We start from the raw sequence: 16,678 nt of genomic DNA, 5'->3' as shown, positions 1-16,678 counted from the left end.
CGCCGGCCGTCACCCGCGTGACGCTTGCTCTTCCAGCCGCTGCACGGCTTCGGCCACTTCGTTTCTGAAGCGCACGAGCGCCGCCTGTTCCGGCGCCGGCGGCTGCACGGCCGCCCACAGCATGTCGATCAACTGCGTGGCCGTCGTTTCCGTATCGAGCTTGCGGTGCCCGAGGATCGCATCCCACAGCACGTGCTCCATCGGCCCGAACACCATCGAGCGCAGCAGGCTCAGCGGCAGATCCGCGCGAACCTGCCCGGCCGCCTGGCCGCGCGCGAGCACGTCCATCAACGGCGCCGTGTAGCGGCGCTGCAGCGCGGTGAGCTCGTCGCTCAGCGCATGCTGCTTCGCGCGGCCTTCCGACAGCACCAGCGCGCACAGCCCCGTGCCGTTCACGAGCATCAAGCGCAGATGGGTGCGCACGATGAACGCGAACTGCTGCTGCACCGACGCGTCCCGCGGCATCCCGTGTTCGAACGCGGCGATGATTTCGTCGTACCAGTCGGCGATCACACGCGCGCACAGCTCGCGCTTGCCGCGGAAATAGCTGAACACCGTCGCCTCCGACACGCCCACGCGCTGCGCGATCTCGGCGGCCGTCGCATGCTCGTAACCTTTTTCGGCGAACACTTCACGGCCGGCGCGCAGGATGTCCTGCACGCGCTGCTGGGATTTGCGCCCGGCGGGGGCGCGCGACGCGTCGGCGCGATCGGCTTTGGCGGTGGCGGTCATGGTGTCGGCGGGAGCGGCTGTCATCTTCGCATCATATCTGAGTATCACTCAAAAAACTATTGACGGAGAACCGGGCGAGGCGCGAAACTGTGCAAAATTTCCGCTGTATTGGTCAATGAATCGGCGTATTCATTCGATCTGAGCGAAACTCAGAAATCGGTGAGTGCGACACACTTTCTGGAGACGGAGGAGACATGATCAACCTGCCCGGCGTGCAATTCATGCTCGGTGAAGACATCGAGATGCTGCGCGACGCCGTCGCGACGTTCGCGGCGAAGGAAATCACGCCGCGCGCGGCGGAGGTCGACCGCACCGACCAGTTTCCGATGGATCTGTGGAAGAAATTCGGCGATCTCGGCGTGCTCGGGATGACCGTCTCCGAGGAATACGGCGGTGCGAACCTGGGCTACACCGCGCACATGGTCGCGATGGAGGAGATCTCGCGCGCGTCGGCGTCGATCGGCCTGTCGTACGGCGCGCACTCGAACCTGTGCGTGAACCAGATCCACCGCAACGGCACCGACGCGCAAAAGCGGAAGTACCTGCCGAAGCTCGTGTCGGGCGAACACATCGGCGCGCTCGCGATGAGCGAGCCCAACGCCGGCTCCGACGTCGTCAGCATGAAGCTGCGCGCGGACAAGCGCGGCGACCGCTACGTGCTGAACGGCACGAAGATGTGGATCACCAACGGCCCCGATTGCGACACGCTCGTCGTGTATGCGAAGACGGACATCGAAGCCGGCCCGCGCGGCATCACCGCGTTCATCGTCGAGAAGGGGATGAAGGGCTTCTCCGTCGCGCAGAAGCTCGACAAGCTCGGCATGCGCGGTTCGCACACGGGCGAGCTCGTGTTCCAGGACGTCGAGGTGCCGGAAGAGAACATCCTCGGCCAGCTGAACGGCGGCGTGAAGGTGCTGATGAGCGGCCTCGACTACGAACGCGCGGTGCTGTCGGGCGGCCCGACGGGCATCATGGCCGCGTGCCTCGACGCCGTGGTGCCGTACATCCACGACCGCAAGCAGTTCGGCCAGGCGATCGGCGAATTCCAGCTGATCCAGGGCAAGGTCGCCGACATGTACACGACGTTCCAGGCGTGTCGCGCGTATCTGTACGCGGTCGGCCGCCATCTCGACTCGGCGGGCAGCGACCACATTCGCCAGGTGCGCAAGGACTGCGCGGGCGTGATCCTCTACACGGCAGAGAAGGCGACGTGGATGGCTGGCGAGGCGATCCAGATTCTCGGCGGCAACGGCTACATCAACGAATACCCGGTGGGCCGCCTGTGGCGCGATGCGAAGCTGTACGAGATCGGCGCCGGCACGAGCGAAATCCGCCGGATGCTGATTGGCCGCGAGCTGTTCGCGGAAACGATGTAACGCCCCACGTCACGCGAACGGAGCCCCGTCGATGCCGATCATCGAATCGAAACTGAACCCGCGTTCGGAAGACTTCCGCGCGAATGCCGCGGCGCTCGAGGCGCTCGTCGCCGACCTGCGCGCGAAGATCGAACAGCTCGCGCAGGGCGGCGGCCAGGCCGCGCGCGACAAGCACCTGTCGCGCGGCAAGCTGCTGCCGCGCGATCGCATCGCGCAACTGCTCGATCCGGGCGCGCCGTTCCTCGAGTTCTCGCAGCTCGCGGCGAGCGGCATGTACAACGACGACGCGCCGGGCGCGGGCGTCATCACCGGGATTGGCCGCATCGCCGGCCGCGAATGCGTGATCGTGTGCAACGACGCGACGGTCAAGGGCGGCACCTACTATCCGATCACCGTGAAGAAGCACGTGCGCGCGCAGGAGATCGCCGCGGAAAACCGGCTGCCGTGCGTGTACCTCGTCGATTCGGGCGGCGCGAACCTGCCGAACCAGGACGACGTGTTTCCCGATCGCGACCACTTCGGCCGCATCTTCTACAACCAGGCGACGATGTCGGCCGCGGGGATCGCGCAGATCGCCGTCGTGATGGGCTCGTGCACGGCCGGCGGCGCCTACGTGCCGGCGATGAGCGACGAGTCGATCATCGTGAAGGACCAGGGCACGATCTTTCTCGGCGGGCCGCCGCTCGTGAAAGCCGCGACCGGCGAGGAAGTGAGCGCCGAGGATCTCGGCGGCGGCGACGTGCATACGCGCCTGTCGGGCGTGGCCGACCATCTCGCGCAGAACGACGCGCATGCGCTGTCGATCGCACGCACCATCGTCGGTCACCTCGCGCCGAAGATCGCGTCGCCGGTTCAGCTTCGCGAGCCGAAGCCGCCGCGCTACGACGCGAAGAGCCTGTACGGCGTGATCCCGGCCGATACGCGCAAGCCGTTCGACGTGCGCGAGGTGATCGCGCGCATCGTCGACGATTCGGAATTCGACGAATTCAAGGCGCGCTACGGCACGACGCTCGTCACCGGCTTCGCGCACATCTGGGGCCACCCGGTCGGAATCGTCGCGAACAACGGCATCCTGTTCTCCGAATCGGCCGTGAAGGGCGCGCATTTCATCGAGCTGTGCTGCCAGCGCGAGATCCCCCTCGTGTTCCTGCAGAACATCACGGGCTTCATGGTCGGCCGCAAGTACGAGAACGAAGGCATCGCGCGGCATGGCGCGAAGATGGTGACGGCCGTGTCGAACGCGAAGGTGCCGAAATTCACGGTGATCATCGGCGGCTCGTTCGGCGCCGGCAACTACGGGATGTGCGGCCGCGCGTTCGGCCCGCGTTTCCTGTGGATGTGGCCGAACGCGCGCATCTCGGTGATGGGCGGCGAACAGGCGGCGTCGGTGCTCGCGACCGTGCGCCGCGACGGCATCGAGGCGAAGGGCGGCGCATGGTCGCCGGAAGAAGAGGAAGCATTCAAGCAGCCGATCCGCGACCAGTACGAGCGCCAGGGGCATCCGTACTACGCGAGTGCACGGCTGTGGGACGACGGCGTGATCGATCCCGCGCAGACGCGCGACGTGCTCGGGCTCGGCCTCGCCGCGTCGATGAACGCGCCGATCGACGACACGCGCTTCGGCGTGTTCCGCATGTAACGCCCGGGAGGCAGACCGATGCGATACGAAACGATCAAGGTAAGCGAGGCCGGCCGCGTGGCGACCGTCACGCTCGCGCGTCCCGACGTGCGCAACGCGTTCAACGAGACGACGATCGCCGAGCTGACTACCGCGTTCGAATGGCTCGATGCGCACGAAGGCGTGCGCGCGATCGTGCTCGCCGCGGAAGGCGCCGCATTCTGCGCGGGCGCGGACCTGAACTGGATGAAGAAGATGGCCGGTTACTCGGACGACGAGAACCGTGCCGATGCGCGCAAGCTCGCGCGGATGCTCGAAGCGATTTATCGCTGCGGCAAGCCGGTGATCGCGCGCGTGCACGGCGACGCGTATGCGGGCGGCGTGGGCCTCGTCGCGGCGGCCGACATCGCGATCGCCGCCGACGGCGTGAAGTTCTGCCTGTCGGAAGCGCGGCTCGGGCTGATTCCGGCGACGATCGCGCCGTACGTCGTGCGTGCGATGGGCGAGCGCGCGGCGCGCCGCTACTTCACGACGGCCGAAGTGTTCGACAGCGCGCGCGCGGCGTCGCTCGGCTTCATTCACGACGCGGTGCCGGCCGACGCGCTCGACGAGACGGTCGCGAAGCTGGCCGCGACGCTCGTCGCGAACGGCCCCGACGCGGTGAAGGCGTGCAAGCGGCTCGTCGCCGACGTGGCCGGCCGGCCGCTCGACGCGACGCTGATCGAGCAGACCGCCGACTGGATCGCGAAGACCCGCGCCGGCGCGGAAGCGCGCGAAGGGATCGCGTCCTTCCTCGACAAGCGTGCGCCGTCGTGGCGTGAATGATCGCGTGACCCCAACCTTCCGGACGACATCGAAGCCATGTTCGACAAGATTCTGATCGCCAACCGCGGCGAAATCGCGTGCCGCGTCGCCGCGACGTGCAAACGTCTCGGGATCGCGAGCGTCGCCGTCTATTCCGACGCGGATGCGAACGCGAAACACGTGGCCGCGTGCGACGAGGCCGTGCATATCGGCGGCTCGGCCGCGGCAGACAGCTACCTGCGCATCGAGCGCATCATCGAAGCCGCGCGCGCGACCGGCGCGCAGGCGATTCACCCCGGCTACGGCTTTCTGTCGGAGAACGAAGATTTCGCGCACGCATGCGAAGCGGCCGGCATCGTGTTCATCGGGCCGCCGGTCGACGCGATCGCGGCGATGGGGTCGAAGGCCGCCGCGAAGGCACTGATGCACGCGGCCGCCGTGCCGCTCGTGCCCGGCTATCACGGCGACGACCAGGACGCGGCCAGCCTGCATCGCGAAGCCGACGCGATCGGCTATCCGGTGCTGCTGAAGGCGAGCGCGGGCGGCGGCGGCAAGGGGATGCGCGTGGTCGAGCGCTCCGACGATTTCCCGGCGGCGCTCGCGTCTTGCCAGCGCGAGGCCGCGAGCAGCTTCGGCAACGACCGCGTGCTGATCGAGAAATACCTGACGCGCCCGCGCCACGTCGAGGTGCAGGTGTTCGGCGACACGCTCGGCAATACCGTGTACCTGTTCGACCGCGATTGCTCGGTGCAGCGCCGCCACCAGAAGGTGCTCGAGGAGGCGCCGGCGCCGGGCCTGCATCCGGACGTGCGCCAGGCGATGGGCGAAGCGGCCGTCGCGGCCGCGCGCGCGGTCGGCTATGTCGGCGCCGGTACCGTCGAATTCATCATGACGGGCGAATCGTTCTACTTCATGGAAATGAATACGCGCCTGCAGGTCGAGCATCCGGTGACCGAGATGGTCACGGGGCTCGACCTCGTCGAATGGCAACTGCGCGTCGCGGCGGGCGAGCCGCTGCCGTTGAAGCAGGAAGAACTGCGCGTGAACGGCCATGCGCTCGAGGCGCGCCTGTACGCGGAGAATCCCGCGCGCGGCTTCCTGCCGTCGACGGGCACGCTGAAGCATCTGCGGTTGCCGGCCGGCGTCGAGTTCGCCATCGGCGCTGCGGTGCGCGTCGACAGCGGCGTGCGCGAAGGCGATGCGATCACGCCGTTCTACGATCCGATGATCGCGAAGCTGATCGTGCACGGCGCGGACCGCACGGAAGCGCTGGGCCTGATGCTGCGTGCGCTGCGTGCGTGCGAAGTGGTCGGCCTGCATACGAACGCCGCGTTCCTGCGGCGGATCGTCGCGTGCGCGCCGTTCGCGACGGCCGATCTCGACACGGGCCTGATCGAGCGCAACCACGATGCGCTGTTCGCACCGCAACAACCGCCGCGTGCGGCGCTCGCGCTGGCTTGCGCGGCGTTGCTCGCACGCGAACGCGATGCGGCCGCGCACGAGGGTGCGTCGCCATGGCGCGCGCTGTCGAACTGGCGGCTGAACGGCGGCTATCGCCGCACGCTCGAATGGCATGCGATCGATCGGGAAGCGGACGTGACGGTGACCTGCGAGGACGACGGCGCCGGCACGTGCATCGCGATCGGCGACGCGGCCGCGCAACCGTTCGCGTGGACGCGCGGCGCCACGCCGCTCGATTTCGACGTGACGCTCGGCGGCGTGCGCAGCAGCGGCCGCGTGTATGCGGACGGCGACACGTTCCACGTGTTCACGCAGGGCGCGGCCGAGACGTTCGAATGGCGCAACCTGCTCGCGCATGCGGGCGACGCGGAGCACGGCGGCGGCCGCCTGACCGCGCCGATGCCCGGCAAGGTGATCGCGGTGCTGGTCGAGCCGGGCCAGAAGGTCGAAGCCGGCACGCCGCTGATCGTGATGGAAGCGATGAAGATGGAACACACAATCGGCGCGCCGAGCGCAGGCGTCATCGCGGAAGTGCTGTACGGCGTCGGCGACCAGGTCGCCGACGGCGCGCAGTTGCTGATGATGACGGAAGGCTGAACCGGCCTTGCCCTTGTGCGCGGGCCGGTTGCCGTCGCGGCCGGCCCGCAAAAAATGCGTTGCGGTTCGCCGTACGCCCGTCGTCTGGACTGCGCGGCTTCGATAGCGCCGACACATGAAGCAGGACGCGTGATTCGCGCCAGTCTTTCGAACGCCTTACGACCTTCGCTGCTCCTCCCACACCATTGGGTGCCGTCCGCTGCGCGCACCTCGATCTTCCCGCCACTCGACACCATCGTGTAACAAGTCGAACATAGCATCTCGGCGTCGATATGACCGGCGCGGGTTCGCGCCGCGTCACGTCATCATCCCCACGGAGAACCGTTATGCGAACGTCGGCCCTACGGCCTTTCGCGGTCGTCGGTCTGATCGCGCTGACCGCCGTCCTCGGCGCCTGCAACGACGACCTGACCGCACCCGCCGCGCCCGTCGCGCAGCAGAAGGCCGCGTGCGGCGGCGCCGTGGTCGCCACCGCGCAGATGCGGTGCCCGCCGGGTTTCACCGCGCCTGCTTCGTCGCCTGCTTCCTGATACCGGCCGTTTCCACCAGAAATCCCATCAAGAGCAATCAGCATGGCCACTCATTCACGACGCGACTTTCTGAAGTTCTCGGCCGGCCTCGCCGGCGCGACCGCCGCCACCGCACTGCTGCCGGAATCGATCCGCAAGGCGCTGGCGATCGAGCCGAACACCGTGACGGGCACGATCCAGGATGTGCAGCACATCGTCGTGTTCATGCAGGAGAACCGTTCGTTCGACCACTACCTCGGTCACCTGAGCGGCGTGCGCGGCTACAACGACCGCTTCCCGGTCACGCTGCCGAACGGCAAGCCGGTGTGGTTCCAGCCGCGTCAGGAAGACAAGTCGAGCGTGATCGCGCCGTTTCGCTACGACACGACCAACCCGGGCGTCAACGCGCAATGTATCGGCGGCCTGCCGCATACGTGGGCGACGACGCACGGTGCGATCGACAACGGCCGCGCGGACCAGTGGGCCGTGCAAAAGTCGAACATGACGATGGGCTATCACGTTCGCGACGACATCCCGTTCCATTACGCGCTCGCGGATGCGTTCACGGTGTGCGACAACTACTTCTGCTCGATTCCCGGCAACACGCACCCGAACCGCATGTACCTGATGACGGGCATGGTCGATCCGCTCGGCACGGGTGGCGGCCCGCTGCTCGACAACACCGACTACATCGACAACCCGTTCGACAAGGTGCAGCTGCCGCCCTTCAACTGGACGACCTACCCGGAACGGCTCGAAAAAGCCGGCATCTCGTGGCAGATCTACCAGCAGGGCACCGGGTTCGACAATTTCACCGGCAACTACGGCACGAACATGCTCGCGTGCTTCAGCAACTTCGTGAACGCGCCGGCCGGTTCGTCGCTGCAGGCGCGCGGGATGAGCACGCGTCCGATCACGCAACTGAAGGCCGACGTGCAGGCGAATGCGCTGCCGCAGGTGTCGTGGCTGCTGCCGCCCGCCGCGTATTCCGAGCATCCGAAGTTCACGCCGCTGTACGGCGCGTACTATCTGTCGACGATCCTCGATGCGCTGACGTCCAACCCGGACGTGTGGAGCAAGACGGTCCTGCTCGTCATGTACGACGAGAACGACGGCTTCTTCGATCATGTCGTGCCGCCGTCGGCGCCGACGCTGCCGGGCTCGGGCATGAGCACGGTGGACGTGTCGCTCGAGCGGCACGACGTCGTGACCGCCACGCAAGCCGGCACCTATACGGCCGACAACCTGCCGTACGGCCTCGGCCCGCGCGTGCCGATGTTCGTCGTGTCGCCGTGGTCGAAGGGCGGCTTCGTCTGCTCGCAGGTGTTCGATCACACGTCGGTGCTGCAATTCATCGAGAAGCGCTTCGGCGTGATGGAAACGAACATCTCGCCGTGGCGCCGCGCGATCTGCGGCGACCTGACGTCGGCGCTCGACTTCTCGAAATCCGATGCGACGGTGCCGACCCTGCCGAACACGCAGGCGTATGTCGCGCAGGCGGATCTGCAATGCTCGCGCGCGTCGTCGCAGACCGCGCCGGCCAGCACCGCGCAGCAGGTCGTGACCGCGCAGGAACCGGGCACGCGGCCGGCACGCGCGCTGCCGTACGAATTGCATGTCACCGGCCAGTTGCAGCCGCAAGGCTACGCGCTGACGTTCGCGAATACCGGCACGCAGGGCGCGCACTTCTGGGTCTACACGGGCGACCTGTCCGCGATGCCGCGCCGCTATACGGTCGAAGCGGGCAAGCAACTGACCGATACGTGGGCGCTCGATGCGAACGGCAACTACCTGGTGAGCGTGTGGGGGCCGAACGGCTATTTCCGGCGTTTCGCGGGTTCGGCTGCCGCGGATGCCGCCGCCAAGCCTGAAATCACGCCGTGCTATGACACCGCGAACGGCGACCTTTACGTGACGATCGCCAATGCGGGCGCCAGCCCGCTCACGGTCACGGCGACCGATGTCGCGTACGGCGGCGCGGCGCGCACGCTGACGGTTCCGGCCGGGCAGCGCGTCGAAGCGCACTGGGACCTGTCGTGCAGCAGCCACTGGTACGACCTGCAGTTCGCGGTGGCGGGCAATGCCGGCTGGGTGCGCCGCATCGCGGGGCACGTCGAGACCGGTAAGCCGAGCATCACCGACCCGGCCGCCGTGGCACCGACGATTGCGGCGATCTGACGGTAACCGACGCGCGCCGGCTGGTTGAATCCACCCGGCGCGGGAGTTTGCGTTTCCGATTCCGAAGCGGCGGCTTCAGTGCGGCGGTTCGCCGTCGTGCGCCATCGTCCGCGCGCGTGGCGGGCCACATCCGTTGGTCATGCTCGATGTAGCGGTCCGCACGGCGAAACAGCCAGGGCGTGTCGAGGCTGACGAGATCGGCCACGCCTTCGCCGTGCAACTGCCCGTCGCGCTCCATCGTACGCATGAAATGCAGCGGGTTGCCATCGCTGGCATAGACGCTCGACCTGTCCTGCCGTGCGGCGATCGTGGTCATCATGTCGCGCGGCATCGCATCGTTACGTTCGGTGCGCCGGAACGCGATCACGCCCGAGTTGAACGCCCGCCGGCCGATATCTTGCGCGAGCAGCCAGTCAGATCCTTCGAGCAGCCGCTCGACGACATACCGGCAGAGCGATTAGGGGCGACGGATTGTACGAACCGGTGCTGCGTGATGTTGGACGTGTTGCTTTGCAGCAGGTGCCAGCCACCAACTTTCGGTGCTCGTTAATTTTCCAGTAATTCCATTGAAATAAAAATCATCGCATGGATATCTCTCGGAATATTCCGATATTGTATTCTTGACGGAAAATTGCGAGATTTTAACGATTCGCAAACCTAATTTTCTTGTCGTTGATTTGATTTTCAAATTTCGTATTTGTCTCATGGATTTCATTATGAAAATTTGCTTAACTCGGGAAAATTCGACGGCATCGTATCCCTGAGGTTGTAGCGAATGGGGCGTGCCGATGTATGTAACCCGTCATGCAACGGTGGCCATGCGAACCATTCAGGACGTGCTCCAACACCCGAGCGCGATCGTTACCCAGTCTCTTCATCTCGAGATCGCGACGCTTGCTTCCGCGCTCTCCGTGTTCGAATTCACGCTCACCGAGGCGATGAACACGCCGTTTCTGGCCGACATCACGGTCACGTCTCCAGACAAGCATATCGACGGCGCGGCCACCGTCGGGCGGCCGGCGATCTTCACGATCGACGAGCATGCATCGGTGCCGTCCCTGCCGGGATTGATCGACCCCGTGCGTCATACCGCTCGCACGGTGCACGGCGTCGTCACGCAGTGGACGCGAATCAAGACCACGCGTGACGAGGCAACTTATCAGCTTCATTTGAAGCCGCGGTTCGCGCTGCTCGAATCGGTGCACGACTCGGCCGTGTTTCTCGACCGATCCTTGCGCGAGTTGCTCACCGACGTGATCGTCGATCGCAGTCTGTTCCAGTCCTTCGACGTCGAGTTCGAGCTGGAAGGGCTTGACGGGAAGTTCGAACAAACCGTGATGTACGAAGAGACGGTCGCGAACTTTATCGATCGGCATTGCCGCCGCGCGGGCGTCTACTACTACTTCAAACAGGCGAAGAAAGAGGACGGCCCCAAACGCGACACGTTGGTGTTCGGCAATACGGCGCGAGGCTATGTGCGGGCGCTCGAAGTGCCGTTGCTGCCGCACTCCGGCCTGACGAGTTGGCACGAGGCGATTCTGACGTTGGAAGCCACGCGCGCGCTGGTGCCGCAGACGGTACGCGAATGGGACCACAACTATCGCATCCCCGACGATCCGTTGCAGGTCGAATCGGTCGTGGCCGACGACGATCGATCGGTCTATGGGAGCGTGAACCGCGGCATCGAGCATTTCCATTCGATCGAAGAGGGGCAGGCGCTGGCCGATGCGCGGCGTGACGAACTGCGCACGCGGCAGATGCGGCTCGCGGGCACGAGTAACGTGATCGGTATGACGCCCGGCATGGTGGTGCGGATAACCAATGACGTAGTGCCCGAGGCGCCGCACGGGATCGTGATCACGAAGCTCGTTACGACCGGTAGCCGCAGCCAGTCGGTGATCAATACCTTCGAAGCAATCCCGGCACATCAGACCTATCGGCCCGAATACGTTCCTGAAAGGCATTGGCGATGGATCACCGGGATGCTGATCGGTGTGGTCGAGTCCGGCGATGACGAACCGTACGCATGGATGGACGAATATGGCCGCTATCGCGTCAGGCTCCTGTTCACCCGGCACAGCGGCAAGCGCGGCACGAACAGCATGCCGTTGCGGCTGCTGCGCGCGTCCGCGTCGTATCAGGGTGGCTTGCACATCCCCTTATTGCCAAGAACGGAGGTGCGCATTGTCCCGACGCAAGGCAATTGCGATCGGTTGCTGATTGCCGGGGCGGTTCATGACTACGCCCGGCGGGATCTGGTGCATGGCAAGGAGGGCTGGTATAGCCGTGCGGTGTTCCGTTCACCGTTGCTTGGCAACAAGCTGCGCTTCGAAGACCTGAAAAATCACGAGGGCGTTCGGTTGGCGACGGTGTTCGGGAAGTCGTCGCTCAACATGGGCTATCTGGTCGACACGGAGAAGCACAAGCGCGGCGAGGGCTTCGAACTGACCACGCAGCACTGGGGCGCGGTGCGCGCGCCGAAGGGGTTGTTTTTGTCGGCGGACGCGGCAGCCGGCTCCGAGACGCCGCATCTCGATATGCCTGCCGCGATTGCGCAGCTGAAGGCAGCATTGCAGCGCGTAACGGACCTTGCGGCAGCGACGACGCAGGCCAAGGCCGACCCTGCTGACCGTGCGGCGCAGGCGGCGCTGCTCGATGGCCTGAATCAGCTTCGCGACGCGGGGCTGCTTGCGAGCGCACCTGGCGGCATGGCGTTCGTGACAGCGAAATCGACGCAGCACTCGGCAGGCGAGAACGTGATCGTCACCGCAGGCCGGGATATGGACGTGAGCATCCTCAGGCGGCTGCGCATGGTGGCGGGGGACCTGATTTCGCTGTGCGCGCACAAGCTTGGCATCAAGATCTTCTCGAAAGGGAAAATCGAGTTGCAGGCACAAGGCGCGCCCATGGATCTCTTTTCCGACCGGCAATTGCATGTGTCGAGCGCCGGCGCGAACGTGCTCGTGAGTGCCAAGACAAGGGCGATGGTGGCCAGCGGTGGCGCGTCAATGACCATCGAGAACGGCAGCGTTGTTTTCAACTGCCCTGGCGAATTCCGCATCAGAGCGGCTTCATTCACGTTCGAGGGGCCCGGCAATACGTCCGTCAATCTGCCGCAACTGCCGGTGAGCGACTACCAGCCCGGCGCCAAATACAGCCACACACGGTAACGATCATGATTATCAGCCCGCCGTTTTTGCCCGACGCAGGTCTCGCGGCCCCAACCGGGACGAACCCCGATCCGATGATGGATGCGGTAGACAAGTTCGAATGTGCTCATGGCATTTATCCGATCGCCTTTGACCGACGCTGGCATTGCGGCGTGCATCTTCAGCCCGATACCAAGGGCGAGGTGTACGCGATTGCAGACGGCGAAGTCGTTGCCTACCGGGTCTGTCAGCATGCGGTTGACGACGGTAAGAGCCATACGGGCTTTGTGCTGCTCAAGCATACGACCGAAACCGGTGAAGGCCGCACGCTGACTTTCTATTCGCTCTACATGCATCTGATGCCGCTGGCGGAATACGGACAGCACAGCGCGAACGCCAAAAAGATGCCCGAGTTCCTGCGCATGCCGACTGGGCCGGTGAGCAAGGGGCAGGTGACGCCGGCGAAATCCGGGAAAGAAGATCCGAAAGTCAGTCTGAGAGTCAAACGCAAGGACATATTGGGATGGCGCGGGAAGTATGAGGGGATGCCCCATCTGCACTTTGAGATTTTCATGTTGCCTGAGGACTTCGACACCTATTTTGGGCGCACGCAACTGGGTAACAGCACGCCCACTCCTCCCGCTCCTGCCGAGACGGACTGGTGGGGGCATGCGTATTTCGTCATTCCGGCCGGCAGCGAGTTTCGCCGTCTGCCAGCGAAGGTCGATGCCCGCAACAAATTACATGGCATCGAGTTCAAGCCGGGTCACGACGGCTCGAATACCTTGCCGTTGCTTGTCGAGACGTACTTCAGCCTCGGCTCGAAATACACCAACGTGTGGAGTATTGCGCCAGACGGCACCCGCACGCTGCTTACGCCGCAGCCCGTCGAGGAAAAGGACTACGAATACGATCTGTACAAGCGTGCCACGGCGCTTTATTCGTCATGTCCGAGCGACGGTTACGAGCTGCTTCGGTTTGGCCGCATCCTGTCTACGGACAAAAAGTTGGCTGCCGATGCATGCGTGACATGGATGCAGGTCAACTGGGCGACAGACAAGGCGGGCTACATCGATGTCAATAACTCGAATATCCAAAAGTTCTCCGACGCGGATTTCATGTCCTATATGGGCTGGCAGAAAATCAGTGAGGGCAATACGCCGTTCGACAGCGACGGGCTGTGCGATGTGGACGCGCTGAAGAAAGTACTGAACGATGCTGCCCCGCACGAAGTACCAATGGTGGAAGGGGAAACGCCGGAAGCTCATAAGACGAGGGCGCTCTCGGCCTATGTAAAAGATAACGCGCGGGTACGGCAGCAGTTGTGCGGACTTGTCTGCAATGCGCCGAGTGAATGGGATAGTACAAACAACGAAGAACGCTATGCGAGATTGCTCGACGAAGGTGGCTACTACCATGGTAACGACAAGGGCTACAACGATTTCATGAAGTATCTGAAGGAAGTTCAGTTTTGGAACAAGACGGGGCTTCCGGCAGGGCAGAAGCTGTGGTTTTTTCATCCGCTTGCGTTTATTCGGCATTTTAGGCGGTGTAATTGGCTATCGTCATACGAACTGTCATGTATCTACCCAGATAAGCTCTACAACCGTCGAGAAACACCGCGCCCATACGCTAAGAGAGAACAGTATCGGGTACCGCTCAATCAGGGAATGCGAAAGTATTTGGTAAATACGCCAACGAGGATGACGCATTTTCTTGGTCAAGGGGCAGTGGAGTCGTTCATGCTGGCTCGCATGATGGAGGCGTCCAGCACCAATTTTTCGGCGAGTCTGCAACCTGAAGCAAGTGATTTTTACAAAAATAAAGATGATCGCTATTTCGACTATCTTGAAGGGCGAGCTGATCTTGGAAATATCGACGCTGGTGATGGGATCAAATTCCGTGGACGGGGTATGAAGCAACTTACCGGGCGAGTGAACTATGCCAGCTACTGGGTGTACCGCGGCTGGCTAGATTCATCGTCCTTCGACATAAAATGGTTGGTAGACAAAACACGCATCCGGCCAATTATTGCCGCTCCCCAACAAATTAGCATCGATCCATTTAACTGTATTGATGCAGGCGGGTGGTATTGGACGGCAGGTGCCGCAAGCAATAAGTTCATTACGATTAATTCATCGATCCGGGAGATGGACGTCTCTGCTCAATCGATTTTCGTCGTGTCTCGCGCTATCAACGGGATAAACAAAAAGACGAGCAAGCCAAACGGGCTGGAAGATCGTATCAATCACACTCAACGCATTTCAAGAATATTAATGGATCTGGTATGAGAAATTTCGTCATGTCTCTCATCGCAACTGGCTTGCTTGGATTCGCGTCGCCTTTATATGCGAAAAATTTTACATTCGATAACGAAACAAAAATTCATTTGCCTGCATACGAAAACAAGCGAGCCAATCCGGATGGTTCCGGTTCCGTATGTGTAGATGTTAATCGACTGGAAACGATAGCTACCATATGTCTATACGACAAAACGTCCGACAAAATTTTCCAAGACAATGGATTCATTAAATACGGAGAACTTCCTTCGGAAGGTAAAAATCGAATTTCCTCATTGCCTGATGATGCTCTTGTATATGTAGAGGGGAGCTACGGTGGTTTCTATGAAACAAGAAAGGAAGAAATTGGAGATTTTATCGTTTATGAGGCTGACAACACGCTCTGCGATATTTCTGACACTGTAGAAAAGCGTCCCGCGATTTGTTACGAAGCAGCATTGATTTCATCTAAAAAATCCAATACACCTCCGGTAATTTTCGTCTCTGCCATCATTGAGAAGTCACCCGCTCCGGGCGGGAGGCTTAGTGAAAAGGCAATGGGTAAGGTGAGGGTGATTAATGAGATCATTAAATCCATAAAAATCGATAAATAACCATGGATGCGAATTTCGAGGCGGCTTGTGAGAAAAATTGCACTTCACTTGGTTTTGGTTATTTTCCATGGTGGTGCGAAGGCCGGAATAGCAACGTCTTGCGATGGAAAAGTTATGTGGCGAAAATCAGCGGCCCCAAGAAATGGCTGTTTTGAGGGGTGGGAGGCACGTTGGGGCGATGAAAATCGATCACTCTATCGATGGCGGAGTATTTAGTCTCGACGATTACGTGTTGATTATATTTGGGCTTCCGTTTGCGATGGATCGTCGATTTCCTCAAGTTTCATACCCTTCTATATATTTGATTGGGAGGGGTGTTCGTGCTGTAGGGGAGGGATTTATGGGGGGGCGGAGTATATGATGCCGAATTTGGTGGCGATCGAAAATTTATCGTTATTAATATTCGATTTGGAGTTGAGGTGATGGATGTCGAGAAAGAGGGGACACATTCGTTTGATGTGATGTATGTTCCAGGATTTGAAATACAAAAAATGTGAGAAAAATTAATTTGCTTGGGTAGGTAGGTGGGTGGTTGGGAGGTGGTGCCAAATGCAGGCTACAAGCCGGTAATGTGAGGAATCGTGAGGCGATTCATTTTGCGGGGGTTGAGTATTTTGTGCTTTATGGTCTTTGTGTGTTCGGCGAGTGGCAAGGAACCGGAGAGGGTATTGAGGGATGATTGTCATTTGTCGTTTGCGATTCCCAATGGTCTCGAGTATGTTGACGTTGGGCACACCATCGCATTAGGGAAAGATGAGTGCTACATACCGTTTCTATATACGGGGAAGCTTCGGCTTAAACGAACTGGGCCTATGCCGCACATGCCCGACGACTGGCGCGCTTTGACAGATTTTGCCCTGACTGTCGAGGCGATTCCGGTGGGGGATCGTCTGGCGCAAGTTGAGTCGGTAGACGGAGCGGCTCAAAACGGCCTATTTAGGGCGGTCTCGAAGGAACATGTTCAGTTGTCAGGTGGTGACCTCTATATCATAAGCTACTCGGCAATAAAACCGACGGGAGCCATTGTTGAATATCAAAAGCAACAATGGGTTTTCATTACTGGTAATGGTGCACGTTCGACTGTTTTTCGTTTGTACTACGGAGATCGGACGTTGAAGGTCGGTAGGGAGAGGGCGCGCGCTTTCAATTATCTATTCTCATCATTTCGATTTTTTTGACATCTCGTGCGAGTCGAAAGTGAGTGCAAGTTTTTTTGAGCGGATATTGAACATGTTTCAACTTAGAACGTAGATTTTATGAATCGGCTCGTTAATGGTGGTGAAAGTGGATGCGGTGAGAGGCAGCCGTACTCAGTATTTAGAACGCGCGTCTTGGGCGATGGAGTTGATGTTGATGGGGTG

At 61.7% G+C, this 16,678-nt stretch carries 12 protein-coding genes and 1 pseudogene; 11 read left to right on the top strand and 2 right to left on the bottom strand.

The genetic code is table 11. The annotated features are described in order from the left end of the window. Positions 1-9 precede the first annotated feature (9 nt). A complete protein-coding gene (locus LGM42_RS27895; protein WP_226233901.1) occupies positions 10-756 on the bottom strand; it encodes a TetR/AcrR family transcriptional regulator in 747 nt (248 codons plus the stop codon). A gap of 170 nt (positions 757-926) precedes the next feature. Here LGM42_RS27895 and LGM42_RS27890 point away from each other — a divergent pair, with 170 nt between their 5' ends. The 6 genes from LGM42_RS27890 to LGM42_RS27865 all read left to right on the top strand — a co-directional run bounded on the left by LGM42_RS27890 (position 927) and on the right by LGM42_RS27865 (position 9,275). After that, positions 927-2,108 (top strand): isovaleryl-CoA dehydrogenase, encoded by a 1,182-nt coding sequence (locus LGM42_RS27890; RefSeq protein WP_059575483.1) that lies wholly within the window; start codon positions 927-929, stop codon positions 2,106-2,108. A gap of 31 nt (positions 2,109-2,139) precedes the next feature. After that, positions 2,140-3,747, top strand: coding sequence for a carboxyl transferase domain-containing protein (locus tag LGM42_RS27885; protein WP_226233899.1), 1,608 nt, complete (start codon positions 2,140-2,142; stop codon positions 3,745-3,747). 18 nt (positions 3,748-3,765) lie between these two features. Beyond that, positions 3,766-4,551, top strand: coding sequence for an enoyl-CoA hydratase/isomerase family protein (locus LGM42_RS27880; protein ID WP_124658443.1), 786 nt, complete (start codon positions 3,766-3,768; stop codon positions 4,549-4,551). A gap of 36 nt (positions 4,552-4,587) precedes the next feature. Continuing rightward, positions 4,588-6,588, top strand: coding sequence for an acetyl/propionyl/methylcrotonyl-CoA carboxylase subunit alpha (locus tag LGM42_RS27875; protein ID WP_226233898.1), 2,001 nt, complete (start codon positions 4,588-4,590; stop codon positions 6,586-6,588). Positions 6,589-6,914: 326 nt separating this feature from the next. Beyond that, positions 6,915-7,118 carry a hypothetical protein gene (locus LGM42_RS27870; protein ID WP_011694854.1) on the top strand — a complete coding sequence of 68 codons (204 nt, stop codon included), beginning with the start codon at positions 6,915-6,917 and terminating at the stop codon, positions 7,116-7,118. Positions 7,119-7,160: 42 nt separating this feature from the next. Further along, the gene (locus tag LGM42_RS27865; RefSeq protein ID WP_226233896.1) at positions 7,161-9,275 is read left to right on the top strand and encodes a phosphocholine-specific phospholipase C; all 2,115 of its coding nucleotides are present in this window, start codon (positions 7,161-7,163) and stop codon (positions 9,273-9,275) included. A 100-nt stretch (positions 9,276-9,375) separates the two neighbouring features. Here the strand turns inward: LGM42_RS27865 and LGM42_RS33285 are convergent. Then, positions 9,376-9,705, bottom strand: a pseudogene (locus tag LGM42_RS33285) (galactosyl transferase GMA12/MNN10 domain protein); the annotation flags it as partial. Positions 9,706-10,093: 388 nt separating this feature from the next. On the opposite strand from LGM42_RS33285, the gene LGM42_RS27855 reads away from it, so the two are divergent. The 5 genes from LGM42_RS27855 (at position 10,094) to LGM42_RS27835 (ending at position 16,495) form a co-directional block, all read left to right on the top strand. Next, entirely contained in the window at positions 10,094-12,445 is a 2,352-nt protein-coding gene (locus tag LGM42_RS27855; RefSeq protein ID WP_226233894.1) for a type VI secretion system Vgr family protein, read from the top strand. 5 nt (positions 12,446-12,450) lie between these two features. Further along, a complete protein-coding gene (locus tag LGM42_RS27850) occupies positions 12,451-14,715 on the top strand; it encodes a M23 family metallopeptidase (protein WP_226233893.1) in 2,265 nt (754 codons plus the stop codon). Between the two features lie 11 nt (positions 14,716-14,726). Then, entirely contained in the window at positions 14,727-15,317 is a 591-nt protein-coding gene (locus tag LGM42_RS27845) for a hypothetical protein (protein ID WP_226233891.1), read from the top strand. Positions 15,318-15,319: 2 nt separating this feature from the next. Next, the gene (locus tag LGM42_RS27840) at positions 15,320-15,472 is read left to right on the top strand and encodes a hypothetical protein (RefSeq protein WP_226233889.1); all 153 of its coding nucleotides are present in this window, start codon (positions 15,320-15,322) and stop codon (positions 15,470-15,472) included. 657 nt (positions 15,473-16,129) lie between these two features. After that, the gene (locus LGM42_RS27835; protein WP_226233887.1) at positions 16,130-16,495 is read left to right on the top strand and encodes a hypothetical protein; all 366 of its coding nucleotides are present in this window, start codon (positions 16,130-16,132) and stop codon (positions 16,493-16,495) included. Positions 16,496-16,678 lie beyond the last annotated feature (183 nt).

The organism is Burkholderia sp. AU39826, assembly GCF_020419965.1.
Taxonomy (GTDB): domain Bacteria; phylum Pseudomonadota; class Gammaproteobacteria; order Burkholderiales; family Burkholderiaceae; genus Burkholderia; species Burkholderia semiarida.
Note: the sequence above shows the minus strand (reverse complement) of the source record. Positions and strands in the feature narration are given on the sequence as shown.

What these genes read in the sequence shown, in the direction of transcription:
- LGM42_RS27885 (WP_226233899.1), top strand. Translation starts at nt 2,140, where the DNA reads ATGCCGATCATCGAATCGAAACTGAACCCGCGTTCGGAAGACTTCCGC.
- LGM42_RS27870 (WP_011694854.1), top strand. Translation starts at nt 6,915, where the DNA reads ATGCGAACGTCGGCCCTACGGCCTTTCGCGGTCGTCGGTCTGATCGCG.
- LGM42_RS27850 (WP_226233893.1), top strand. Translation starts at nt 12,451, where the DNA reads ATGATTATCAGCCCGCCGTTTTTGCCCGACGCAGGTCTCGCGGCCCCA.
- LGM42_RS27895 (WP_226233901.1), bottom strand. Translation starts at nt 756, where the DNA reads ATGACAGCCGCTCCCGCCGACACCATGACCGCCACCGCCAAAGCCGAT.
- LGM42_RS27845 (WP_226233891.1), top strand. Translation starts at nt 14,727, where the DNA reads ATGTCTCTCATCGCAACTGGCTTGCTTGGATTCGCGTCGCCTTTATAT.
- LGM42_RS27875 (WP_226233898.1), top strand. Translation starts at nt 4,588, where the DNA reads ATGTTCGACAAGATTCTGATCGCCAACCGCGGCGAAATCGCGTGCCGC.
- LGM42_RS27855 (WP_226233894.1), top strand. Translation starts at nt 10,094, where the DNA reads ATGCGAACCATTCAGGACGTGCTCCAACACCCGAGCGCGATCGTTACC.
- LGM42_RS27890 (WP_059575483.1), top strand. Translation starts at nt 927, where the DNA reads ATGATCAACCTGCCCGGCGTGCAATTCATGCTCGGTGAAGACATCGAG.
- LGM42_RS27835 (WP_226233887.1), top strand. Translation starts at nt 16,130, where the DNA reads ATGCCGCACATGCCCGACGACTGGCGCGCTTTGACAGATTTTGCCCTG.
- LGM42_RS27865 (WP_226233896.1), top strand. Translation starts at nt 7,161, where the DNA reads ATGGCCACTCATTCACGACGCGACTTTCTGAAGTTCTCGGCCGGCCTC.
- LGM42_RS27880 (WP_124658443.1), top strand. Translation starts at nt 3,766, where the DNA reads ATGCGATACGAAACGATCAAGGTAAGCGAGGCCGGCCGCGTGGCGACC.
- LGM42_RS27840 (WP_226233889.1), top strand. Translation starts at nt 15,320, where the DNA reads ATGGATGCGAATTTCGAGGCGGCTTGTGAGAAAAATTGCACTTCACTT.